Annotated in this window: 20 protein-coding genes, 1 riboswitch and 1 other annotated feature; of the genes, 3 read left to right on the top strand and 17 right to left on the bottom strand. The window is 31.7% G+C overall.

Translation table 11 applies throughout. The features are described from left to right. Positions 1-8: 8 nt before the first annotated feature. The 11 genes from proC to ACJDUG_RS06110 all read right to left on the bottom strand — a co-directional run bounded on the left by proC (position 9) and on the right by ACJDUG_RS06110 (position 11593). On the bottom strand, positions 9-824 hold the full coding sequence (gene proC, locus ACJDUG_RS06160; RefSeq protein ID WP_406769006.1) for a pyrroline-5-carboxylate reductase: 816 nt from the start codon (positions 822-824) through the stop codon (positions 9-11). 3 nt (positions 825-827) lie between these two features. Further along, positions 828-1466 (bottom strand): endonuclease III, encoded by a 639-nt coding sequence (nth, locus tag ACJDUG_RS06155; protein ID WP_406769005.1) that lies wholly within the window; start codon positions 1464-1466, stop codon positions 828-830. Between the two features lie 223 nt (positions 1467-1689). Continuing rightward, positions 1690-2646: an L-threonine 3-dehydrogenase gene (locus ACJDUG_RS06150; RefSeq protein WP_406769004.1), complete on the bottom strand. Its 957-nt coding sequence runs from the start codon at positions 2644-2646 to the stop codon at positions 1690-1692. A 28-nt stretch (positions 2647-2674) separates the two neighbouring features. Beyond that, positions 2675-3868 (bottom strand): glycine C-acetyltransferase, encoded by a 1194-nt coding sequence (locus ACJDUG_RS06145; protein ID WP_406769003.1) that lies wholly within the window; start codon positions 3866-3868, stop codon positions 2675-2677. A 226-nt stretch (positions 3869-4094) separates the two neighbouring features. Next, positions 4095-4796: a lysophospholipid acyltransferase family protein gene (locus ACJDUG_RS06140; RefSeq protein WP_406769002.1), complete on the bottom strand. Its 702-nt coding sequence runs from the start codon at positions 4794-4796 to the stop codon at positions 4095-4097. Between the two features lie 37 nt (positions 4797-4833). After that, the gene (gene queG, locus ACJDUG_RS06135; protein WP_406769001.1) at positions 4834-5817 is read right to left on the bottom strand and encodes a tRNA epoxyqueuosine(34) reductase QueG; all 984 of its coding nucleotides are present in this window, start codon (positions 5815-5817) and stop codon (positions 4834-4836) included. Positions 5818-5841: 24 nt separating this feature from the next. Beyond that, complete coding sequence (epsC, locus tag ACJDUG_RS06130) at positions 5842-6426, bottom strand: serine O-acetyltransferase EpsC (RefSeq protein WP_406769000.1); 585 nt, start codon at positions 6424-6426, stop codon at positions 5842-5844. Between the two features lie 90 nt (positions 6427-6516). After that, positions 6517-7428 (bottom strand): cysteine synthase A, encoded by a 912-nt coding sequence (gene cysK, locus ACJDUG_RS06125; RefSeq protein WP_406768999.1) that lies wholly within the window; start codon positions 7426-7428, stop codon positions 6517-6519. Between the two features lie 267 nt (positions 7429-7695). Next, positions 7696-7948, bottom strand: a binding site (T-box leader). 205 nt (positions 7949-8153) lie between these two features. Next, entirely contained in the window at positions 8154-8873 is a 720-nt protein-coding gene (sleB, locus tag ACJDUG_RS06120) for a spore cortex-lytic enzyme (RefSeq protein WP_406769101.1), read from the bottom strand. A gap of 225 nt (positions 8874-9098) precedes the next feature. Beyond that, on the bottom strand, positions 9099-10352 hold the full coding sequence (locus tag ACJDUG_RS06115; RefSeq protein ID WP_406768998.1) for an Nramp family divalent metal transporter: 1254 nt from the start codon (positions 10350-10352) through the stop codon (positions 9099-9101). A gap of 14 nt (positions 10353-10366) precedes the next feature. Then, positions 10367-11593 carry a magnesium transporter MgtE N-terminal domain-containing protein gene (locus ACJDUG_RS06110; RefSeq protein WP_406768997.1) on the bottom strand — a complete coding sequence of 409 codons (1227 nt, stop codon included), beginning with the start codon at positions 11591-11593 and terminating at the stop codon, positions 10367-10369. Between the two features lie 213 nt (positions 11594-11806). Then, positions 11807-11972, bottom strand: a riboswitch (M-box (ykoK) riboswitch). Between the two features lie 327 nt (positions 11973-12299). Here ACJDUG_RS06110 and ACJDUG_RS06105 point away from each other — a divergent pair. Next, positions 12300-14150 carry a YgiQ family radical SAM protein gene (locus ACJDUG_RS06105; RefSeq protein WP_406768996.1) on the top strand — a complete coding sequence of 617 codons (1851 nt, stop codon included), beginning with the start codon at positions 12300-12302 and terminating at the stop codon, positions 14148-14150. Positions 14151-14262: 112 nt separating this feature from the next. Here the strand turns inward: ACJDUG_RS06105 and ACJDUG_RS06100 are convergent, their stop codons facing one another. Next, the gene (locus ACJDUG_RS06100) at positions 14263-14565 is read right to left on the bottom strand and encodes a hypothetical protein (protein ID WP_406768995.1); all 303 of its coding nucleotides are present in this window, start codon (positions 14563-14565) and stop codon (positions 14263-14265) included. Between the two features lie 49 nt (positions 14566-14614). Between ACJDUG_RS06100 and ACJDUG_RS06095 the strand changes: the two genes are divergently transcribed. Then, positions 14615-14896, top strand: a complete 282-nt coding sequence (locus tag ACJDUG_RS06095) for a hypothetical protein (protein WP_406768994.1) — start codon at positions 14615-14617, stop codon at positions 14894-14896. An 83-nt stretch (positions 14897-14979) separates the two neighbouring features. Here ACJDUG_RS06095 and ACJDUG_RS06090 read toward each other — a convergent pair whose 3' ends face one another. The 3 genes from ACJDUG_RS06090 to ACJDUG_RS06080 form a co-directional block, all read right to left on the bottom strand. Then, positions 14980-15876: a YegS/Rv2252/BmrU family lipid kinase gene (locus ACJDUG_RS06090; RefSeq protein ID WP_406768993.1), complete on the bottom strand. Its 897-nt coding sequence runs from the start codon at positions 15874-15876 to the stop codon at positions 14980-14982. A 105-nt stretch (positions 15877-15981) separates the two neighbouring features. Then, entirely contained in the window at positions 15982-16410 is a 429-nt protein-coding gene (locus ACJDUG_RS06085; RefSeq protein ID WP_406768992.1) for a CBS domain-containing protein, read from the bottom strand. A gap of 115 nt (positions 16411-16525) precedes the next feature. Continuing rightward, positions 16526-17212, bottom strand: a complete 687-nt coding sequence (locus ACJDUG_RS06080; RefSeq protein WP_406768991.1) for a TVP38/TMEM64 family protein — start codon at positions 17210-17212, stop codon at positions 16526-16528. Positions 17213-17453: 241 nt separating this feature from the next. Here ACJDUG_RS06080 and pssA point away from each other — a divergent pair, with 241 nt between their 5' ends. Beyond that, positions 17454-17969: a CDP-diacylglycerol--serine O-phosphatidyltransferase gene (pssA, locus tag ACJDUG_RS06075; protein ID WP_406768990.1), complete on the top strand. Its 516-nt coding sequence runs from the start codon at positions 17454-17456 to the stop codon at positions 17967-17969. Between the two features lie 24 nt (positions 17970-17993). Here pssA and ACJDUG_RS06070 read toward each other — a convergent pair whose 3' ends face one another. Together ACJDUG_RS06070 and sdaAA are read right to left on the bottom strand one after the other, a co-directional pair. Then, positions 17994-18338 (bottom strand): hypothetical protein, encoded by a 345-nt coding sequence (locus tag ACJDUG_RS06070; protein ID WP_406768989.1) that lies wholly within the window; start codon positions 18336-18338, stop codon positions 17994-17996. Positions 18339-18402: 64 nt separating this feature from the next. After that, entirely contained in the window at positions 18403-19278 is an 876-nt protein-coding gene (gene sdaAA / locus ACJDUG_RS06065; RefSeq protein WP_406768988.1) for an L-serine ammonia-lyase, iron-sulfur-dependent, subunit alpha, read from the bottom strand. Between the last annotated feature and the right edge of the window lie 7 nt (positions 19279-19285).

Here is a 19285-nt window from a genome sequence, read left to right as displayed (position 1 = left end):
AACCTTCCTTAACCGTTATTCTTTGACATGTAAACAGTCTTATCTGTACATGCCTTCATTGCATCAATTACTGTTCCTCTAAAATTATTTTTTTCCAAAGAGTACACCGCTTCAATTGTTGTTCCCCCAGGTGAACATACATTATCTTTTAGTGCTCCAGGATGCATGCCAGATTCTAATACCATCTTAGCAGCTCCAAGTACAGCCTGTGCCGCAAATTTATATGCCTTTTCTCTTGGAATTCCATCTCTAACAGCACCATCAGCTAAGGCTTCTATGAACATATAAACATAGGCTGGAGAAGAGCCGCTAACTGCCGGAATATAATCCATCAGTCTTTCTTCAATAAGTTCTGCCTTACCAAATGAGTTATAAACTTCTATAACCTCATTAAGTTCTTCTTTACTAACCTTATTATTTGGGCAAAGTGCACTCATACCCTCCCCTACCATTGCTGGAGTATTAGGCATTGTCCTTACTACCTTTACTTCATTGCCAAAAGCCTTTTCCATAAAAGCAATTGAGATTCCTGCTGCAATAGTAACTATCACAGCATCTTTTTTTACCACATTCTTTATTTCTCCAATAACAGAAGGATAGATATGGGGTTTTACAGCTAATATTAATATATCTGAAAACGCTGCTACTTCCTTATTGTCATGTGTAGTTAATATTCCGAATTTTTCTTTAGTGATATTTAAATTTTTATCCCCACTGTTGCTTCCTATAATATCTTCTTTTGGGACTATATTTGATTTTACTATACCGCCAATCATAGCTTGAGCCATATTTCCACAGCCTATAAATCCAATTCTTTTATTCATAATTTATTTTTCCTTTCCTAAGTTATATTCACAATAAGGAGCCAGAACACATTCTTCACAGTTGGGCTTTCTTGCATGGCATACCTTTCGGCCATGCCAAATTATATAATGATGTGCATCACTCCACATTTTTTTAGGTATATTTTTCATAAGTCCTTTTTCAACTTCTTCCGGGGTTTTTCCTTTTGCAAGACCTAATCTATTTGAAACTCTAAACACGTGAGTATCCACAGCAATTGCAGGGACTCCATAGGCATTTGATAGTACAACATTTGCAGTTTTTCTACCTACACCAGGAAGCTCAATTAGTTCCTCCATAGTCCTTGGAACCTGTCCCTGATATTTTAACAAAATTTCTTGGGTCGTTCCGAGAATATTTTTAGCCTTATTTTTATAAAAGCCGCAGCTTTTAACTTTTTCACAAAGTTCTTCTAAGCCTAAGGTAATCATTTTTTCAGGAGTGCTGTACTCTTTAAAAAGCTCACTGGTTACTATATTTACTCTATCATCAGTGCATTGTGCACTTAAGATAGTTGCTACTAATAATTCATAAGGAGAATTAAAATTTAATGCACATTTTACCTCTGGGTAATTCTCCTTCAATAACCTTAGTATATTAGTTATTCTTTCCTTTTTATTCATTTTTCTCACCTTGCTTTATATTTTAGAATAACAACAAGAAAAAACTTTTGTCGAATTAATTATATCAAATAAAGGTCTAAATTTATAGAGTTAAATATTTACCCCTAGCACAGTATATCTTAATTCATATTTTATCCAAGAATTAATTTCATATAAAATAGGGTGTTAATAAAAACTAATCCCTTATAAACAAATGTTTATAAGGGATTTTAAACTTTTTAAATTATTTTATATTTAATTTAACTCTTAATTTTTCCAGCATATCTGTTGTCATAGAAGCTAAGTCGTATTTAGCATTGAAGCCCCATTCAGCCTTTGCAGCACTGCTATCAATTGAATTTGGCCAAGAGTCTGCAATTGCCTGTCTTACTGGGTCAACTTCATAACTCATTTCAAAGCTAGGAATATGTTTCTTTATTTCAGCTGCTATTTGTGATGGTTCAAAGCTCATGGCAGATATATTAAATGCATTTCTGTGAACTAACTTTGAAGGATCAGCTTCTAGTAAAGTTACTATTGCATTTAAGGCATCTGGCATATACATCATATCCATGTAAGTTCCTTCGCCTATAAAGGAAGTATACTTACCGCTCTTTAATGCCTCATAATATATATCTACAGCGTAATCAGTAGTTCCTCCGCCGCATGGAGTTACATAGGAAATTAGTCCTGGGAATCTTACTCCTCTTGTATCAACACCAAATCTTTTGAAGTAGTAATCACAAAGAAGTTCTCCTGAAACCTTAGTTACCCCGTACATAGTTTGTGGTCTTTGTATTGTATCCTGTGGTGTATTCTCCTTTGGAGTTGATGGTCCAAAAGCACCAATTGAACTTGGAGTAAAGAACTTTGTATTTAGTTCTCTAGCTACTTCTAACGCATTAAATAATCCACCCATATTAATTTCCCAAGCAAGCACTGGCTTTGCTTCAGCAACTGCTGATAAAAGTGCTGCAAGATGAACTATAGTATCTACGTTATGCTTTTTTGCAACTTCAGCCATCTTCTTAGGATCTAAAACATCTAATATTTCAAAAGGACCGGATTCAACTGCTTCGTTTCCTTCTATTCTTCTAATATCACTTGCTATAACATTATCTGCTCCGTACACGTTTCTCATATGCATTGTAAGTTCTGAGCCTATTTGTCCTAATGCACCTGTTACAAGTATTTTTTTCATAATGACCCTCCCTATTCCTCGATGTGTTCTATATAATTCCTAGTCTCTTTCCAACTCTTTCATATGCAGCTAATGCTTCATCAAGCATTTCCTTTGTATGAGCTGCTGTAGGCATATTTCTTACTCTTGCAGTTCCAAGTGGAACAGTTGGGAAAACTATTGATTTTGCATAAACCCCTTCTTTAAAGAGCTCTCTGCTGAATTCTTGAGCTTTATCGGCTTCCCCTATAATACATGGAGTTATTGGAGTCTCACTATGTCCTATATTAAAGCCTAATTCCTTTAAGCCCTTCTTTAAATAGTTTCCATTTTCCCATACCTTTTTAACTAAATCATCATTTTCAGTTAATATATTTATGGCTTCAAGGATTGCAGCTGCTGAGCCAGGAGTCATTGAAGTTGAGAACAAGAAAGGTCTAGCTCTAACCTTTAACCAGTCAATTAAATCCTTTGATCCGGCTACATATCCACCAACTACTCCAAAAGCCTTTGATAACGTTCCAATTTGAAAATCTATTTTACCTACCAAATCATGATGTGTAGCAGACCCGCTTCCATGCCAGCCTAAAACTCCTGAAGCATGTGCATCATCAACATAAGTAATTAAATCAAACTCTTCAGCTATTTCAACTATTTCTGGAAGAGGAGCTATATCTCCATCCATTGAAAATACACCATCTGTTATAACCATTATCTTTTCGTATAATCCAGATTCTTTAGCTTCTTTTGCCCTATTTCTTAAATCCACCATATCAGCATGTTCAAATCTTATAATTTTAGCACCTGATAATCTGCAGCCATCTATAATTGAAGCATGATTAAGAGAGTCAGATAAAATTGCATCTTTCTTAGACATTACTGCTGAAATAGCACCCATATTACAATTAAAACCTGATTGGAAAACTATAACTGCTTCTGTATGCTTAAATTTTGCAAGCTTTTCTTCTAGTTCATCATGTATATCTAAGGTACCATTAATTGTTCTAACAGCACCTGCTCCAACTCCATATTTCTCAGTAGCTTTAATGGAAGCATCTATCATTCTCTTGTTTCCAGCTAAGCCTAGATAGTTATTTGAAGATAGATTAACTAGCCTTTTTCCTCTAATCTCAATAACTGGTCCATTTCCACCTACTACTGTGTCTATTACATTGTACAAACCCTTACTTCTTAGATCCTCTAAATTTTCTGTTAAATACTTTTGTAATGCTTTACTTCCCATGGTTTAACTCCTCCTTACTATTTTTAACCTCAAAGTATAGTAATTTTTTAACCAACAACTATAGTATATAAAAATGAAACAAATTTTGCAACTGGTAATTTTAATGATGGATTAGTGTCATTTGACATACACTATGTAATATTCTTTTTAATTCAAAACAATCCTTCATTATACATAATATTTTAAATAAACTTTTAAAAAAAATACAGCATACAAGCTGTATTTTTTATTTATATACTCCTCTATAGCTTTCTGGTATAAGGGTAGAAATTCCCTGCATTAAGGTAGTTAAAGCCCTTTTTTCATATGAGGCTTTGTCTTCTCCCTCTTCCTTTTCCTCAATTGTCATTTGCTCACCTATTGTTACACCTATTTTTGCATGATGAAAACTTTCAGCCGCCATATCACCACTATCATTAATAGGTAAAAATTTTTCTGTCCCATAAATTCCTATAGGGATTATAGGGACCTTTGTAACTCTTGCAATAAGCAAAAGCCCCTTCTTTGCTTCTATCATACTTCCGCTTCTGCTTCTTGTTCCCTCTGGGAAAAGAAGTATGCTGCCGCCCTTTTTTACTATATTAATAATCTTTGTAAGACCATCCTTGTCTGCACTATTTGGTTTAAGTACAGTGGTTTTAACAAGCCTTACTCCAATATTTGTTGTTGAATTTTGGGTAAGCTTAATTCCAGCAACATAAGTAACATCCTGATCTTTTAAAACCTTATCTAAAATAAGAGCATCAGAATTACTTAAATGATTGCTAATGAATATTACCGGTTTTTTAATATTATTTAAATTTTCAATTCCTTTTGTTTCTATAGTCGTATATCTTTTTATAATAATATTTACTATTGTTTTAGATACAACGTTTACTAAGCCTTCAGGTAAATAATCTAACAGCTTTGTAATCTTTGGAGATATCAAAGCACCTCTCCACCTTTCATAAATGAATCTATATATATTATAAGTGGAAAGCCTTTAAAAGTCTATGGTAATAATCTAGAACATAAGGGGAGTTTATAGACTTTTCTTCAATATATATGTCTTTTTTTAAGTTAAATAAGTTAATTAAGGCGTTTCTTTGAAGTATATTTTTACCCCTCCAACCACAAGAGGTTACAGCATACTTCTCCTTAAAACTTTTATTATCTATATTAATAAGCTCATTTATGCTTACATTTTTCATATGTTCATAAGGTATTAAAGCTTCAATTTTTGACTTATCAATTCTATTATTAAAGGGACATGCATTTTGACAGCTGTCGCAGCCAAAGATTCTTCCCTCAAGTTTATTAAAGTAGCTGTCATCAATATCTTTCTTTTGTGTAATATAGGATAGACAAGTATTAGGTATGCTTTTAACTTTATTTATTGATTTTGTAGGACAAGCATTTAAGCATAAAGTACAAGCTTCACATTTTTGCTCCTTGGGTTTATCTGGATTAAGCTTTATATCTGTGATTATTTCTCCCAAAAAAACAAAGGATCCATATTTTTCAGTAATAAGCATATTATTTTTTCCAATAAAACCAATGCCACTTAAATAAGCAATATATCTTTCTGGAAGTGGATTGCTGTCTACAAAGTAAACTGCATTTCCACCTATGGATTCAATAAACTTACATATTTCGCTTAGGTATTTTGATATTACTAAATGATAATCCTTACCCCAAGTGTATTTTGAAAAATAAATAGCATCTTCCTGCACATTATCATCAAATATATAAGGAAAGGCAACTGAGATAATAGTTTTCCCATTTTTTAACTGTAGCTTTGGATTAATTCTTTTCTCAATATCCTTTTCTTCGAATTCATTTTCTATATTTTTTATCTTTCTATTTTCTAAAAAAGGCTTTAATTCATTAAAAGTTCTGCATTCACAAAACCCAACCGTATCAATTCCTAATTTATAACAAAAATTAATTATTCTCTCTTTATAATCCATAAATTTCACCTAATAATAAATTTGCTAAATAACCATTTCATTGTATATCTTCTGCTTTTTTCCCAGATAATCTTTAATCTCTATAATGGAGTTTGGTTTTACTAATTTTAATCTAGCTGGTACTCCAACTGCAGTAGCATTAGCTGGCACATCTTTAAGAACTACAGCACCGGCCCCTATTTTAGCATTATTACCAACATAAACAGGCCCTAGTATCTTAGCTCCAGCTCCAATAATTACATTATTCCCGACTGTAGGGTGTCTTTTCCCACTTTCTTTACCTGTACCTCCAAGGGTAACCCCGTGATATAAGGTTACATTATCTCCAATTTCTGAGGTTTCTCCGATAACAACTCCCATTCCATGATCAATAAAGAGTCCTTTACCTATTTTAGCACCTGGATGAATTTCTATTCCTGTAACGAACCTGCTAAACTGAGATATAAATCGTGCAATAAAATATCTTCTTTTATAATATAACTTATGTGCTATTCTATGAAAAATCATAGCCTGCATACTAGGATATAGTAAAAGTACTTCAAGCTTGCTCTTAGCAGCCGGATCATTTTTCATAATGTTATCTATATCATATCTTAAATTTTTAAACATATAAATACCCCCTTTCACCTAATTTCACTGAAAAACTATATTTTATGAAGTTTATTTTTGCTTTAGCAAAAATAAACTTCATATATATTGTTAATCATAAAGTCCCATTGATATATACTTCTCTCCACCGTCTGGAGCAACGGTTACTATTTTCTTTCCTTTTCCTAGCTCTTTTGCCATCTTAATTGCAACTGCAACATTTGCTCCTGAAGAAATTCCTATTAATATTCCTTCCTCTCTTGCTACAAGCCTTGCTGCTTCAAAAGCTTCTTCTTCTGTTACTGTTAATACTTTATCTACAACATCAATATTATAAATGTCTGGTATAAATCCAGCTCCTATACCTTGAATCTTGTGTGAACCTGGCTGTCCTCCTGATAAAACTGGTGACTTTTCAGGCTCAACAGCTAATACCTTAACTTCTGGCTTTAATTCCTTAAGTCTCTTGCCGACTCCTGATATAGTTCCACCAGTTCCTACTCCTGCTATAAACATATTCAAGTCATTTACATCCTTAAGAATTTCTTCAGCTGTAGTAGCATAATGTTTATTAGGATTTGCTACATTTGTAAATTGTTGTGGTATAAAGTAGCCCTTTTGTCCTTCAGCTATTTCCACAGCTTTAGCAATTGCACCCTTCATGCCTTTTGCTCCCTCAGTAAGTACAAGTTCTGCTCCATAAGCCCTTATTAAACTTCTTCTTTCAACACTCATAGTTTCTGGCATAACTATTATTACTCTGTAGCCTTTTAATTTGCCTATCATGGCTAAAGCTATGCCAGTATTGCCGCTTGTAGGTTCAACAATAGTATCTCCCTTATTTATAAGCCCTAGCTCCTCTGCTTTCTCAATCATTCCTAATGCTGCTCTATCCTTTACACTTCCAGCCGGATTTTGTTTTTCTAATTTCAAGTATATTTCAGCCATATCTTCCTTTGCTATGTTGTTTAATTTTAGTAATGGAGTATTTCCTACCATTTCTAATGCATTGTTAAATATCATTTTAATTCCTCCTTTTAGTTGGAACACTGAGCAATTAAGCTCTCTCGTTCCACTCGATAATTGCTCGTAAATGTCCATTTAGGACATTTACCTCCTTATAGTCGGAAGCACTGAGTAATTAAGATTACTCGTTAAAGCCCATTTAGGGCTTTAACCTCCTTTTAAATTTACATTGTAAAATAATTTAAGTAAAAATATATTTGTAATATTATATAATGTGCACTTTTATATAAAATAACAAATAAAAAAACTCCGCCTCTTATAATTATAAGAGACGAAGTATATACTCCGCGGTTCCACTCTAATTGGATAAAATCCCACCTTAAATCAAGCACTATCATGCTCTATCACTATAACGGGTGAATCCGATGACTTCTACTTTATAAATACAATATATTTATTGTTCGATTCATAACTCCGAAGGGCACTTCACTTAAATATATTCATAAAAGTCCTCTCAGCTTTGGACCTTCTCTCTGTATGTTCCATTTAGGTTACTTTCCTTCTTCACTGTATTTCCGACTATTTTACTATGATATCTATACATTTATTATATACTTTTATGAATAATTGTCAACCCTTTAATATATTAAAGTCAATTTTTTTTATGTATGCTGAATTATAAAACTTAAATCCACCCTTTTATACCTTAAGTGTAAATTGAAGTTTTGCAAATTTTAAATTTTAGATGAAGATATTCCTAATGAAAATATAAATCTACTTTTTTAACTGCAGAATCTATGATTTCCTATAATTTTAATTAAAGGTCTTGACCATATCCAAGCACTAGTAGCTGTTGATGGGTTAAAATAATAAATTGCACCTCCTGAAGGGTCCCATCCATTAAGGGCGTCCCTGGCTGCATTTATTGATGAAGTTTCTAATCTTGCTTCTATTTGACCATCCACAGTAGCAGTAAATGCACCTGGTTGATATATAACGCCAGCTATGGTGCTTGGAAATCTTGAATCTCTTGTTCTATTCATTATAACAGCTCCAACAGCTACCTGTCCTTCATAGGGCTCTCCTCTGGCTTCACCATTTATAAGCCTAGCAAGCAGCATTAAATCATTATTATTGGTATTATCGCTATTACTGTTTGAAGTATTTGTACCAGTACTATACTGTCCTGCATTTATTCCTAAAGCATTTAAGGTATTGTTTCCAGCTATTCCATCTACATTTAGTCCATTTACAGACTGAAAGCTTCTTACAGCTAAATAAGTACCATAGCCATATATTCCATCTAAGCTTCCATTGTAATATCCCCAAGCCTTTAATCTTCTTTGAATTTCAACAACTATATTTCCCCTTGAACCCCACTTATAACTAACTGCTCCAACCGGATTCTTTAATGGGTAAAAATAATTAGAAGAAATAAAGTATGTACACATGATTACAACTAAGTATAAGGCTATTTTTTTAAAACTAAAAACTCTCTTAATCAAAAAAATACCTCCTCATAAAAATATTTCAATAATAAAATCCTTGCTAATAAAATTCACATTTATATAATGTACATTAATTCTAAAATAATACATTTAGCCCCAAAAGAAAAAGAATAGAAGTGATATTATAATCAGTTCTATTCTTCAAACTATTTTTCTTGTAATTTGGTATATTAATTTAAATTAAGTAATCATAAGTAAATTAGTACAATTATAATTTATTTAGCCTAATAATTTTTTAATTATAGGTTCAAAAGTTAATATTGCTGTTAATATAATTAAAATAATAATAGTTGTCCAGCCAATTATATTCTTAATTGGTCCGTTTACATGTTCACCCATTATCTCCTTATTATTAACCATTAACATCATGCATAGAAGAACAACAGGTAATAAAATTCCATTTATTACTTGAGTCCAAAAGGTAATTGTTATAAGAGGAGCTCCAGGAATTAATATAATCCCAACGCCAATTATCATAATGCTAGTAAATAATATATAAAATTGCGGTGCTTCATCAAGCCTCTTATCTATTCCTGCCTCAAAACCAAAAGCCTCACATATATAAAAGGCAGTAGCAAGTGGAAGTATTGTAGCTGAAAAAATTGAAGCTACTAATAGTCCAAAAGCAAATATTTCAGATGCAAATGGTCCTGCTAAAGGCTTTAAAGCAACTGCAGCATCCTTTGCTTCATTTATAGGTATTCCCTTTACATGTAGCGTTGCGGCACATGCTACAATTATAAAGAATGCAACAACTACAGTAATAACACAGCCTATAATAACATCCCATAACTCATACTTATATTGTTCTATTTTTATTCCTTTTTCAATAACAGAAGACTGCATGTAAAACTGCATCCAAGGAGCAATAGTTGTACCTACTATTCCTATAACTGTACTAATATAATTCTCATCAGTTTGTATCTTTGGTCTTATCATAGCATTTCCAATAGCATGCCAATCAGGATTTGCCATTAGTGCTGAAACTATATAAGAAAGTAAAAATACACTAAATATGAGAAATATTTTTTCGGAAGATTTATAGGTACCTTTTACTACCATAAACCATACTAATATAGCACCTAATGGAACAGAAATATACTTTGATACTCCAAACACAGACATACTGCCAGCAACACCAGCAAATTCAGTAGCTGTATTTCCAATATCTGCAACTATTAATCCTAAAAATATAAAAAAGGTAATTAATACACCAAAGTTTTCTCTTATTAAATCCGCTAAACCTTTTTTTGTTACAATACCCATTCTGGCATTCATTTCCTGTACCACAACCAGTACTATGAAGGCTGGAACTAAAGTCCACAGCATATTATATCCATATTGTGCTCCTGCTAATGAATATGCTGTTATTCCACCAGCATCATTATCTACACTTCCAGTAATAATTCCAGGACCTAATATAGCTAAGAACATTAGTAAGGAAGCTACCCAATTTTTCTTCTTTGTATTCATCTAGTTTAACCTCCTTAGCTAACTCTTCTTTTGTTTTTAAGCAATTCATAGATAATATCGCTAATAATAACATTTCCTGCTAAATCCATATTTTCATCAACAACTGGTATTGCTACTAAGTTATATTTTGAAATATTTTTAATTAAATCATCAATGTCATCATCGTCATGCATAAATATATAATCTTCATTCATTATGCTTTCTAAACTAGCACTTGGCTCAGAAACTATTAAATCTCTTAAAGAAATAGTACCTATAAGATTATTTTTATCGTTTACTACATAAATATAAAACATTTGGTCTTCTTCTGGTTTTATTCTTCTTAAATCATTAATTGCATTTTCTACTGTATATTTATTATTAAAAGAAATAAAGTCCGTACTCATTAAGCTTCCAACTACATCATTTTCATATTCCATAAGCTCCCTAACTTCATCGGATGCTTCCTTTTCCATGTTACTTAAAAGTTCTTCAGCCTTATGCTCGCTTAAACCATCTAGTATGTCTGCTACCTCATCTGCAGGCATTTCTTCTAATATATCAGCTGCCTTATCTGGTGAAAGATTATTAAGCACATTAAGCTGAGCTTTTTCTTCCATTTCTTCTAAAACATCTGCAGCCTTTGCATTGTCAAAGCTAGAGAAAATTGCCATACCTGTATTTGAATCAAAGTCTTCAATAATATCTGCTAAATCAGAAGGGTGAAGAATTGATAATTTATTATAGCTTTTAGATAATTGAATATCATTGCTTGCAAAAGTTGTTTGTACATCATTCCAGAGCATAAGTTTGCTTGACACGTTTAAACCTACTCTTTTTAGAGGCTTTGCAAGCCCGAGTCTTCTTAATAATCCTTCAGTTCCTATATCTACTGCTACTACGAATAAGCCTGCTGATAAATTAGCAAGACGTATGTCATTTACCCTAACTACTTTCCTTCCATTAACATCAATAATTTGTCTGTCCAAAACATGATGCCCAAGCAGCATTATATTATTTACATCAATATCCTTTATTGAACTGCAAACTAGCACGTATTGTCCTTTTTCCTTAGTAACACTTACATTATTCCAATCTAAATATCTTATACCATCACCAGTTTTTACTTTAATTCCAATTACCTTAGGATTTTTAATGTCATTATTTACTGCAAAATCCTTTATCCTTCCTATAACTTGATGATCTGAAGAATAAATTTTATTTCCTAAAATTCTGCTTAAATAAAAACTATTCATTACCATAGCGCATCCTCCTTTTGCTTTGGAGAATGCTTATGATTATTTAATAAACAGTACATTCCCCAAAGAATATTTAATTTTTATAAAATTGTTATAGGGACCACTGTCCATTAAAAAAATCACCTTCCTTAATTATTCCTCAAACTGCATTAAATATTATGCAATCCTAAATTGAAGTAAAAAAGAGCCCAAAAAGGCTCTAAAATTCAACAATAGTTCTTGAGTTCTCGTTGAGTTTTAGCACTATACAGCGTTTGACTAAAAGTCCAGCTACACTAAGTAAAACCTTAATTCGGTAGTACCTGTTGACCCATTGGCATCTCTCGATGTTTCCGGGTAGCAGCGTATATCCATATAGGAGCCTCACCTAACAAATCATATTTTCTTTTCACTAACTATTATAGTACAAAAAAGTTTAAATGCAACTATATTTTGCAAAAAATAATTAAATTCACCTGATTTTTTATATTAGGTTTGTCTTGGTAATGTTTTCACCATTATTTCTCTTGTTTTATTTGATTATCTTAAATCTAATTATTTTCTTATATACATATATTTTTTATAAAACTTCTTTACTAGGTTATTAATATTCGACTCTATTATAAAATAAAATAGATTTTCTTATAACAAGTATTATGCTAATATATTAAGAGAATTTATATAATGTTTATTTCACTAGCTTTAACTGAAATGAAAGGGTGATTTCTAAATGAATAAAGAGTCTAAAACTTTGAAAAATAAATTCCTTCCTATTAGCAGGCAGGATTTAATAGATAATAATATTGCGGAACTTGATTTTGTCTTTATTTCTGGTGATGCGTATGTAGACCATCCCTCCTTTGGTACTGCAGTTATAGCAAGAATTCTAGAAGACCAAGGTTTTACAGTGGGAATAATTGCCCAACCAAATTGGAATAATTCTGAGGACTTTAAGCGTCTTGGTAAGCCAAAACTGGGTTTCTTAATCAATTCCGGAAATATTGATTCCATGGTTAACCATTATACCGCTGCAAAAAAAAGAAGAAGCGATGATTTATACTCCCCAGGCGGTAAAAGCGGCCATAGACCTGATAGGGCAGTTATTGTCTATGCAAATAGAGCAAGAGAAGCTTACAAAGATGTACCTATAATTCTTGGTGGAATTGAAGCAAGTTTAAGAAGATTTGCTCATTATGATTATTGGGAAGATAAAGTAAGAAGAAGCATACTCATTGATTCTAAGGCAGATATTTTAGTTTTTGGTATGGGAGAAAAGCCAATAATAGAAATTGCAAATATGTTAAAATACGGGATGCCTATTGAAAAGCTTTCAAACGTGAAGGGAACAGTTTATATCTCTAAAACTACTGAAGGATTAGATGAGTATATAAAATTACCTTCATTTGAAGATACAGCCTCTGATAAAAAAGCTTATGCTGAAAGCTTCAAATTAGAATCCTTTGAACAAGATGGTATTAGAGGAAAAACCCTTGTTCAAAAACATGGTGACAGATATATAATTCAAAATCCTCCATCCCTGCCCCTAACCTCAGAGGAAATGGATAGAGTTTATAATCTTCCTTATACAAGAACCTATCATCCTGTTTATGAAGCTCAAGGAGGAATACCAGCCATAAATGAAGTTAAATTTTCCATTGTCAGCCACAGAGGCTGTTTTGGAAGTTGTTCCTTCTGCGCTCTTACCTTACATCAAGGGAGAACTATTCAAAATAGAAGCCAGAGCTCTATTATAAAGGAAGCTGAAGAAATAATTAAAGATAAGGACTTTAAAGGCTATATTCATGATGTAGGCGGTCCTACAGCAAACTTTAGACATAAATCCTGCAAACTTCAGGAAACTCATGGTGTTTGTAAAAATAAACAATGCCTTCATCCAGGTCCTTGTAAAAATTTAATAGTTAGCCACGATGAATACTTAAGTTTACTTAGGAAGTTAAGAAAACTTCCTGGGGTTAAAAAAGTATTTATTAGATCTGGAATCCGATATGACTATTTAATTTATGATAAAAAAGATGAATTCTTTAAAGAGCTGTGTGAGCATCATATAAGCGGTCAATTAAAAGTAGCTCCAGAACATATAAGTGAAAAAGTTCTAGCCCAAATGGGAAAACCCACTAGAGAAGTTTATGATCGTTTTGTAAACAAGTATGATGTTATTAATAAAAAATTAGGCAAAAAACAATTTTTAGTTCCATATTTAATGTCAAGTCACCCTGGAAGTGAATTAAAGGATGCTGTTGAACTTGCATTATATATTAAGGAAATGGGCTATACCCCTGAGCAGGTACAGGACTTTTACCCAACACCAGGCAGCCTTTCCACCACAATTTATTATACAGGTATAAATCCATTTACAAATGAAAAAGTTTATGTACCGAAAGAGCAGAAAGAAAAAAATATGCAAAGAGCACTGCTTCAATATAGGCTCCCGCATAACTATAAAATAGTTAAGGAGGCTTTAATAAAAGCTCGCCGAGAAGACTTAATTGGATATGATAAGAAATGCTTAATTCCACCCGTTCCACCCAAGGTTAATAAAAATAAACCGCAGCGTAATTAGCTGCGGTATTTTCTATATTTCTACTATATTTTATTCATAGGCATTGATTACTCTTGTATTCTTATATTTAGCAGTAATATCTTCACAATTAATCCGTCTTTTCATCAGTAATTTATGATTTCCTTAATCTATTTAAGGAAAAATTCACAGTAATCAGCCAAATAATGTCTCCTATTAAAATGAAAGGAAATATGCTAAACCCAGCGCTTTTAACTATAACTTCCAGCATTAATATTAGGCTTGAAGCTAACGCCAGCCTCATTCCTAATTTATTTATTACACTAGAGCTTAATAAAATTATTGAAGTAAAAAAGAACACAGTATTTAATATTAAATAAATAGCATCCAAAATATCATTACTCTGGAAATACATTCTATAGCCTAGATTCTTGTAGATTTCTATATTTGTTTTCATCGTAAAAACTGCAAATATATATACTACTAATAATACAACACTTACAATAATGATATATGTCAATTTAAGCCTATCTTTTCTTGCTAAAATATATATTGAGATCATGGCTAAGATGGGTATGCATAGTGAATTTAAAAAAACAGCAGGTTTTAATAGATATAAATATTTAATATTACTTGAAATTAAAAAAATAAAAATAGTTATGTACCTTAGAGTTAATAATAATAATGCAAATATGCTTATTAATTTTATTTTTGCTGGAGCAAAATTTATGCTTAAGTTAATTCCCGCAAATAAAAGCACAAAAATAAGTAATAACAAAATGAGATAAAAGTAATACATACTCATAAAACTCCACCTTTTTATACAGTTATTACTTATATTTATTAACTTACAATGATTTTTATTCTATTTTTAATCGCAATTGGTATTCTTAAAACCTAATACTTTTATTCCTCCTTTGATGCACTCAATAGTAAGTGGAAAATCTGGTCCTCTTTCACCATCAATATCTGTAACTATATCTTCATAGCATTCAACTTGAAGTTTCTTAGTTTTAAAATAAATTAAATTATTAGGGTCTTCAAGGTGTTCTCCTCTAAGCATTTTAATAAATAGTGCTATCATATCTTTAATCATGTTTGGTTTAATAATTATAATATCTAAGTATCCATCATCAACTTCAGCCTTATAGGCGAACTTAAGATTTCCTGCAGTTTGACCATTAAAAATAAGCATTAAATACATGTCTCCATCATATTTGACTTCTTTTGACTTGACTCTTATTTTCAGCTTTTTAAAATTAGGAAGCTGCTCTAAACTTTTTACATAATAAGCAAGTTTACCCAATGTATTTTTAAGATTTACACTGGTTTTTTGTGAAATATCTGTAAAAAGCCCTGTGCTTGCAACATTTACAAAATATTTATCATTAACTCTACCAATATCTAATTTCCTCGGAGTACTGTTTAAAATCTGTTCACAAGCTTTATCTACTTCTTGTGGAATACACAAAAACTTGGCAAAATCATTTGCTGTTCCTACAGGAAGAATTCCTATTGGCAAATTAATATTTAAACGCTTCATTTCATTAACAACACTGTCAACTGTTCCGTCTCCACCTGCTATCAATATGTATTTATAATCTTCTTCAATATCTTCAAAAGCCTTTGATAATTCACAGTGGTCGCTTATTCTATATGGAATAACTGTATAATTATATTTTTGATGAATATCAATTACCTTATCTAGGTCAGAAATAATAGTGTTTTCACCTGATAAGGGATTATAAATAAATTTAACTTTCTTCATAACATTTTCACCTTCTGTAGATAGTATCTTAACATTTTATATTATATTATCAATAAATAAAATCCACAAGAAGCAATTAAGATATCTTGTGGACTTTCAATTAGTTTACATTAAAGGAGAACTTGGTTCAGAAATATTACTTAGTGCTTCTCCAGCATTATCCTTTAAATTATTTTCTACAGCTAAATCACCTAGGGAAATAATGCCTACTATGTTTTTGTTTTCTACAACCGGTAATCTTCTTATTTGTCTTTCACTCATAATTCTAGCTGCATCATGAATATCCATATCCTGATTTGCAATTACCGGATTTGAAGTCATAATGTCTCTTACCTTCTGATTTTTGAAATTCTCACCTTCAGCTACAGACCTTACAGCAATATCTCTATCTGTTATAATACCAATTATCTCTTCTCCACTGCATACAGGAACTGAACCTATATTATATTGCTTCATTAGATGAGCAGCTCGCTCAACTGTGTCTTCAGAATTTAAAGTAGCAACATCCTTAGTCATAATATCCTTAAGTTTCATATAGTTTCCCTCCTTAAAGCTAAACTTTTTTCTATATTATTTTTAGCACTGCAAAGAGATTTTATTATATGAATATTTTTCACTTAAAGTTTATATTATACTTTATAAGAATTTTTTATTTATTTACTTTAACATTTGTTTTATATAGGTATGAACCTAAAATAGCAAATACTATGATTAATAGTATTGGAATAATAATTTTATGTATTGAAGGGCGAAGCATATTATGTCCAACAAAGGAATAGGCAAGCATTTCAGGTGCACTTCCTATAATTGTGGCAGTAATAAAATCGAAATAGCTTAATTTAGTTAAGCCAGCTGCATAGCTTAGTGGATCAAATGGAAAAAGAGTAGATAATCTCATTAAAAGCATTATTTTAAAACCATGCTGCTCAATATTATCGTCTAGTTTCAGTAATTTCCCTCTTGTTACTTTGTTAGCGAAAGATTTGCCAAGAAACTTAGAAAGAAAAAATGCAACTGTAGCAGATGTAAACAATCCAACAATTGTTATAAAAAACCCTAAAAATGGTCCAAATATATTACCTGCAATGGCAGTAAAAATCATTGTTGGGAAAAATATTAAAATAGCTTTAATTGTAAATAGAAATATAAAAACAATTGCAGCATATGGTCCAAAGCTAACAATATAACTTCTTAAGTCCTTTAATCTAATATGTGTAACCCTTTTTTGATATTTAAATAATAGATAAATAAAAATAATAGAAATACATAAAATAATTAATATCTTAATTGTATTTGTCATGGTAATCTTCATAATGCTCTTAGTCGAATCCTTCATTTATTTGCCCCCACTATGATATATATAATATAATAACATCTATATGAATTTTGTTCTACAAAAATAATCTTTATAAATTAAAATATAAAAGTTAATATACTATTAAAAAATTATTAATTATATGTTATAATGTACTGTATTGGTTTTTTGTAAAATTCTTTACTAAAGCATTTATAATCTTTATGAATTTTATATTGTGTACTTGCTATTTTTTATTTATGATACTTAAGGAGTGATTTTTATGGCTAAAAGAAATGCTGTTCCTAATATTTTTACTTTCTCAAACTTAGGTTGTGGCGTTTTATCTTTGCTAATGACCTTTAATAAAGACTATAGATGGGCATGTTTATTTATAATTATAGCAGGAATCATAGATCGTTATGACGGAAGGATTGCTAGATTCTTAAATGTCTCAAGTGATATTGGTAAGGAGTTAGATTCACTTGCAGACTTAGTTTCCTTTGGAGTAGCTCCTTCAATATTAATTTTTGATCTTTATAAATTTCATAATTTAGGGGTTTTAGGATATATCTTGGTTTTATTATTTCCTATTTCAGGTGCTTATAGACTAGCTAGGTATAATTCTTCCACCTTTAATAATGTATTTATGGGTGTACCTATAACTGTTGCTGGTACCTTCCTTGCACTATTCGCTCTTATAACTATAAATGCCAATAGTAATCCTTCGTTGTCTATAATATTAGTAATTATACTTTCATATTTAATGATTAGTAAATTCAAAATCAAAAAGGTGTGATTTAAATATCACACCTTAATTTTTTTAATCTTTTTTAGGAAAGTTTTCAAATTTTAAATCGTCATCTATTTCCGTTTCTATATTTTCCGAGGTCATTTTACATTTAATTATTTCTGATTTTAAGCTGCAGTAGTCCAAATAACCGAAAGAAAGCTTTTCTAATGATTCAATTACATTATCAATAATTTCTCCTAAATCGTCAGCACGCCTAAGTGCTTCTTTAACTTCACTTTTTTTTGCAAGGGCAATTTTATTAAACTCCTCTGCACCGCCTATTAGAAGTCTATAGGAACTAACAAGCTTACCAAGGAAATCGGCCATATTATTTAAATCGGTATAATAGGTTTCAATAAGCTTTCTTCTTCCCAATAAATCACCTTTATTAATTAGTGCTCATATATTTATATTTTGAATCAGGAGTTTTTATTACAGGTTATTCACCTAGTATTTTCTTTCTGAGTGCAATTCCCGTAGGAGTATCAGCAAGGCCACCCATTGCAGTTTCTCTTAGTTCACATGGTAGCTGCTTTCCTGTTTTATACATAGCCAGTACTACATCATCAAAGGGAATAATACTTTTTACTCCACTCATTACCATATCTGCTACAGTTAATGCACTTGCAGCTCCAGAGGCATTTCTCTTAGCACAAGGTGCTTCTACAAGCCCAGCTATCGGATCACAGACTAACCCTAGAATGTTTTTAATCACAATTGCTCCTGCATTAAGGGCCATTTCCGGAGTCCCTCCCATCATTTCAACAACAGCAGCAGATGCCATTGCAGCGGCAGAACCGCATTCAGCTTGACAGCCACCTTCAGCACCTGATATAGTTGCATTTTTAGCTATAAGGATACCAACACCTGCAGCTGTAAAAAGTGCCTTTACTAAATCATCTTCAGTTTTATTAAGTTTCTCTCCTGCAGTTATTAAAGCAGCTGGTAGTATGCCGCAGGAACCTGCTGTAGGAGTGGCAACTATTCTCCCCATTGCAGCGTTTACTTCGGAACAGGAAATTGCTCTGGCCATAGCCTTTACCATGAATTCTCCAGTTAATGTATTTCCTCTTTCAATATATTTTTGAAGTTTATAAGCATCTCCGCCAATAAGACCACTGACTGAAGTTATCTTATTTCTTAAACCATATTCAGCAGCCTCTTTCATAATGCTAAGATTTTTTTTCATCTTATTAAATAATATTACTCTATTAAGTCCACTTTCTTTTTCTTCTATAGAAAGTGTATATTCCCATATTGAAAGTTTCTCTTTAATGCATATCTCTACTAATTCTGTACCATGATTTACGAACATAATATTC

It is taken from the genome of Candidatus Clostridium stratigraminis, assembly GCF_045310675.1.
GTDB lineage: Bacteria > Bacillota > Clostridia > Clostridiales > Clostridiaceae > Clostridium_AT > Clostridium_AT stratigraminis.
Note: the sequence above shows the minus strand (reverse complement) of the source record. Positions and strands in the feature narration are given on the sequence as shown.

Bases quoted from the DNA above. Each gene is read 5' to 3' on its own strand.
- proC (WP_406769006.1), bottom strand. From the start codon at position 824: ATGAATAAAAGAATTGGATTTATAGGCTGTGGAAATATGGCTCAAGCT.
- nth (WP_406769005.1), bottom strand. From the start codon at position 1,466: ATGAATAAAAAGGAAAGAATAACTAATATACTAAGGTTATTGAAGGAG.
- ACJDUG_RS06150 (WP_406769004.1), bottom strand. From the start codon at position 2,646: ATGAAAAAAATACTTGTAACAGGTGCATTAGGACAAATAGGCTCAGAA.
- ACJDUG_RS06145 (WP_406769003.1), bottom strand. From the start codon at position 3,868: ATGGGAAGTAAAGCATTACAAAAGTATTTAACAGAAAATTTAGAGGAT.
- queG (WP_406769001.1), bottom strand. From the start codon at position 5,817: ATGGATTATAAAGAGAGAATAATTAATTTTTGTTATAAATTAGGAATT.
- epsC (WP_406769000.1), bottom strand. From the start codon at position 6,426: ATGTTTAAAAATTTAAGATATGATATAGATAACATTATGAAAAATGAT.
- cysK (WP_406768999.1), bottom strand. From the start codon at position 7,428: ATGATATTTAACAATGCATTAGAAATGGTAGGAAATACTCCATTACTA.
- ACJDUG_RS06115 (WP_406768998.1), bottom strand. From the start codon at position 10,352: ATGAATACAAAGAAGAAAAATTGGGTAGCTTCCTTACTAATGTTCTTA.
- ACJDUG_RS06110 (WP_406768997.1), bottom strand. From the start codon at position 11,593: ATGGTAATGAATAGTTTTTATTTAAGCAGAATTTTAGGAAATAAAATT.
- ACJDUG_RS06105 (WP_406768996.1), top strand. From the start codon at position 12,300: ATGAATAAAGAGTCTAAAACTTTGAAAAATAAATTCCTTCCTATTAGC.
- ACJDUG_RS06100 (WP_406768995.1), bottom strand. From the start codon at position 14,565: ATGAAAACAAATATAGAAATCTACAAGAATCTAGGCTATAGAATGTAT.
- ACJDUG_RS06095 (WP_406768994.1), top strand. From the start codon at position 14,615: ATGATATATGTCAATTTAAGCCTATCTTTTCTTGCTAAAATATATATT.
- ACJDUG_RS06090 (WP_406768993.1), bottom strand. From the start codon at position 15,876: ATGAAGAAAGTTAAATTTATTTATAATCCCTTATCAGGTGAAAACACT.
- ACJDUG_RS06085 (WP_406768992.1), bottom strand. From the start codon at position 16,410: ATGAAACTTAAGGATATTATGACTAAGGATGTTGCTACTTTAAATTCT.
- ACJDUG_RS06080 (WP_406768991.1), bottom strand. From the start codon at position 17,212: ATGAAGGATTCGACTAAGAGCATTATGAAGATTACCATGACAAATACA.
- pssA (WP_406768990.1), top strand. From the start codon at position 17,454: ATGGCTAAAAGAAATGCTGTTCCTAATATTTTTACTTTCTCAAACTTA.
- sdaAA (WP_406768988.1), bottom strand. From the start codon at position 19,278: ATGTTCGTAAATCATGGTACAGAATTAGTAGAGATATGCATTAAAGAG.